3 protein-coding genes are annotated in these 2557 nt (G+C 41.5%); 2 read left to right on the plus strand and 1 reads right to left on the minus strand.

Annotated features, from left to right (window positions below; genetic code table 11):
• Nucleotides 1-148: 148 nt before the first annotated feature.
• A complete protein-coding gene (locus V7K21_RS19900) occupies nt 149-796 on the plus strand; it encodes a class I SAM-dependent methyltransferase (protein WP_335176976.1) in 648 nt (215 codons plus the stop codon).
• A gap of 159 nt (nt 797-955) precedes the next feature.
• Here V7K21_RS19900 and V7K21_RS19905 read toward each other — a convergent pair whose 3' ends face one another.
• Nucleotides 956-1753 (minus strand): dienelactone hydrolase family protein, encoded by a 798-nt coding sequence (locus V7K21_RS19905; RefSeq protein WP_335176977.1) that lies wholly within the window; start codon nt 1751-1753, stop codon nt 956-958.
• Nucleotides 1754-2028: 275 nt separating this feature from the next.
• On the opposite strand from V7K21_RS19905, the gene V7K21_RS19910 reads away from it, so the two are divergent.
• A complete protein-coding gene (locus V7K21_RS19910; RefSeq protein WP_335176978.1) occupies nt 2029-2517 on the plus strand; it encodes a DUF2267 domain-containing protein in 489 nt (162 codons plus the stop codon).
• Nucleotides 2518-2557: the final 40 nt, after the last annotated feature.

Here is a 2557-nt window from a genome sequence, read left to right on the forward strand (position 1 = left end):
ATTCATTGGGAGACCTCAAGCTTTGGTTTCGTTACCTTTATCTTGTGGTTTCCCTTTCTTTTTTGCTACCCCTTCTCACTCACATAAGGCGTATATTATACGGTTTAGCAGATAGTTAAAACCAGTAGTCCTATTTGTTAAGGAACCTATGCAGATAAATCAGGTGATTGAAACCTACGATCAAGGCGCAGTGGATTATGACGCAATTATGAGGCGTTACTGGCACATTGAGCGCGAACCCCTAATTGCTTCTTTGCAGCTTAAGCCAGGACAAACCGTATTAGATGCTGGGTTAGGAACAGGTCTTAATCTTTCAGCCTACCCTGAAGGGGTGCATGTCGTCGGTGTTGATCTTTCTCATAAGATGATGGATGAAGCACGTAAAAAGCATGTATCCGCAGACATCACCTTCAAGGTATCGAATATTTGCAATCTTGATTTTCCTGATAATAGCTTTGATGCAGCAGCGCTGGGATTCACCCTCTGTGTCGTTGACGATCCAGTTATTGCTCTTAAGGAAATGCTACGAGTTACCAAGCCTGGTGCATTTATTGCCATTCTCGACTACTGCAAATCGCAAGATCCAGAGATTCAAAAATGGCAAGAGTTAATAGCTGATTCAGCTTCACAACTAGGCTTCCCAACTGGCAAAATCAAATGGGATGCATTGATGGATTATGACGAATTGATTTACAACAGTAAGCTGACCATTGAAGTGCTTGTGGATGATCGCATAGAAAGCCCAAATCCGTTTTTATGTGGTTGTCAACTACTGCTTAAAAACTCAAAAAGTTAAAGCTAACAGTAGGGGCGCAAGGCCTTGCGCCCCTACGATGGATGTTTTTTTAACTGGGAGTCGCTAAAGTCCTCACTACGATCCGCTACGCGAACAAAATCAGTACTGAAGTCCTAACTACTAACATTTTGAAGGAAGGTTGATTAGCCTGAAATCAGATCACAAGTTATTTTGAAACAGTTCTAGAACATGCTTCCAAGCATCAGGAGCAGCTTCAGGATTATAACTTGGGTGCTGGGCTAAAAATGGGTATTGGTCTTTGAAGAATCCGGCGAAGAATCCGTGTCCGGCGTCGTATCGGAATACACGATGATTTATATTATGTTTTTTTAATTCTGCCTCAATTTGCTTGTTTTCCTCTTGTGAAACTAACGCATCTCTTGTACCAAAAAATGCATAAATAGTACCTTTAATTTCCGAGGTGCGATTAATGGTTGGAGTGTCTTCACCATAACTAGCAGTGGTAATCCCACCACCGTAGAACGAAGCTGTTGCTTTAATATCGGGTAAGGTTGCAGCTATGTAAGCAACATGACCGCCAAAACAAAAACCAATAGCCCCGATCGCATCATCTTTGACATTGGGTAAAGTTTTTAGGTAGGTAATGGCAGCTTGAATATCACTGAGTATTTCATGATATTTTACTTGTTGATAGTATTCTAAGCCAAGCCGATAGCTTTCTGGGCTATAGCCAACATCTTCAGGGCTAAAGTCAGCCTCAAAATCGGGAGCAATACGTTGATACAGCGCGGGTGCTATTGCTACATAACCTTGTTTAGCTATTAATTCGGTGATATCTCGAATATTACTGTTGATTCCAAAAATTTCTTGAAAAACTATAACTGCCCCAAAGGTTCCCTTTTGTGCTGGTTGAGCTAAGTAAGCATCGATTTCTAAGTCGTTGTTAGGTACTTTGACATGGCTAGTGTTAATTTCGATGTTTGTCGTTTCTACCATCTTTGTTTCGGCTGACTTTATACCAACTCATCTATTCTGACTGTTTTTCAACACCAATGGGCGATGTCTACTACGGACACAAACACCAGCGATCGCAATCGCTACACAACTAACTTGCGCCTGTGAATGCCAAATATCTCAGGTTATCAGCTAAATTTCTAACTTTTGAATAGGTGGTATTTCAAACTTCTGGATGATGCTAAGAGTTTTTAATTTGTGCGACTTTAGATAAAGTAAGCATAAAGACTCAATATTAAAAAGCACAAGAAAAAACAATGCCTGATGAATCATTTAGAACAAACGTTCCAGAAGTTGATCCAACGGAGATAGAAGATTCTCGAACTGTAATCCCCGACGAACATCGCTCGTTCTTAGAAAAAGTCCAGGTCCAAGCCGGATTTGCAGATCCTTATGATGCAAGAGACTTTACCGAAGTTGTGTTTCGCGTTATGCGTGACGTGATGACGACAGAAGCCAGCGATCGCGTCGAAGCAGAACTGCATACAGAGGCTATACCTACTGATGAGAAAGCACTCCAGTTTGAAGTGTCTGATCTCTGGAAAGACACCAATCCAATTGTGGGATTTTTGAGCCGGGTTCGTCCACCCTGGAAAGGCCCAGGTATCTTCAATATCGATTCCGATCGCTTCCTATTCCGAGTTGCTAATGAAAGCGGAATGCCGCGATCAGTCGAGCGAGAACAAGCGGTTAAGGGACTTCCAAAGAATAAATTAATCAACAAAAAACAAGAATTCACGCTTTGATAATAATGATAATCATTTTAAGGGGGAGAAAGCGGTTGCC

This window comes from Nostoc sp. (genome assembly GCF_036919595.1).
Classification (GTDB): domain Bacteria; phylum Cyanobacteriota; class Cyanobacteriia; order Cyanobacteriales; family Nostocaceae; genus Nostoc.

What these genes read in the sequence shown, in the direction of transcription:
- V7K21_RS19910 (WP_335176978.1), top strand. Translation starts at nt 2,029, where the DNA reads ATGCCTGATGAATCATTTAGAACAAACGTTCCAGAAGTTGATCCAACG.
- V7K21_RS19900 (WP_335176976.1), top strand. Translation starts at nt 149, where the DNA reads ATGCAGATAAATCAGGTGATTGAAACCTACGATCAAGGCGCAGTGGAT.
- V7K21_RS19905 (WP_335176977.1), bottom strand. Translation starts at nt 1,753, where the DNA reads ATGGTAGAAACGACAAACATCGAAATTAACACTAGCCATGTCAAAGTA.